Source organism: Streptomyces sp. NPDC052101 (genome assembly GCF_040680235.1).
GTDB lineage: Bacteria > Actinomycetota > Actinomycetes > Streptomycetales > Streptomycetaceae > Streptomyces.
The window spans coordinates 1-1,122 of sequence record NZ_JBFAWH010000152.1; the positions used below are offsets into that span (position 1 = coordinate 1).

Below are 1,122 nucleotides of genomic sequence, written 5' to 3' on the forward strand. Positions count from 1 at the left end.
TATCTGAAGGCGAACTACCCGGCCGAGTACATGGCGGCGCTGCTGACGTCGGTGAAGGACGACAAGGACAAGTCGGCCGTCTACCTCAACGAGTGCCGCCGCATGGGCATCAAGGTGCTCCCGCCGAACGTCAACGAGTCGGTGCACAACTTCGCGGCCCAGGGCGACGACGTGATCCTCTTCGGGCTGGAGGCTGTCCGCAACGTCGGTACCAACGTGGTGGAGTCGATCATCAAGTGCCGCAAGGCGAAGGGGAAGTACGCCTCCTTCCCCGACTACCTCGACAAGGTCGAGGCGGTGGTCTGCAACAAGCGCACCACCGAGTCGCTGATCAAGGCCGGCGCCTTCGACACCATGGGCCACACACGCAAGGGGCTCACCGCCCAGTACGAGCCGATGATCGACAACGTGGTCGCCGTCAAGCGCAAGGAGGCCGAGGGGCAGTTCGACCTCTTCGGCGGCATGGGCGAGGAGACCAGCAGCGAGCCCGGCTTCGGACTCGACGTGCAGTTCACCGACGACGAGTGGGACAAGACCTATCTGCTCGCCCAGGAGCGGGAGATGCTCGGTCTGTACGTCTCCGACCACCCGCTCTTCGGCCTGGAACACGTGCTGTCCGACAAGGCGGACGCGGGCATCGCCCAGCTCAACGGCGGCGAGCACGCCGACGGGGCGGTCGTCACCATCGGCGGCATCATCTCGGGCCTGCAGCGCAAGATGACCAAGCAGGGCAACGCCTGGGCGATCGCCACCGTCGAGGATCTCGCCGGCTCCATCGAGTGCATGTTCTTCCCGGCCACCTATCAGCTGGTGTCGACCCAACTCGTCGAGGACGCCGTGGTGTTCGTCAAGGGCCGCCTCGACAAGCGCGAGGACGTACCCCGCCTGGTGGCCATGGAGCTGCAGGTCCCGGACCTGTCCAACGCGGGCACCAACGCGCCGGTGATCCTCACCATCCCGGCCACCAGGGTCACTCCGCCCATGGTCAGCCGCCTCGGCGAGATCCTCAGCCACCACAAGGGAGACAGCGAGGTCCGCATCAAACTCCAGGGCCCGCGCAAGACCACCGTGCTGCGCCTGGACCGGCACCGGGTCAAGCCCGACCCGGCGCTCTTCGGCGAC

1 protein-coding gene is annotated in these 1,122 nt (G+C 66.4%); it reads left to right on the forward strand.

Features of this window, described 5'->3' with window-relative positions:
• Positions 1-1,122: OB-fold nucleic acid binding domain-containing protein (locus tag AB0L75_RS44420; protein WP_365191968.1), on the forward strand; the 1,122-nt coding region annotated here is incomplete at both ends.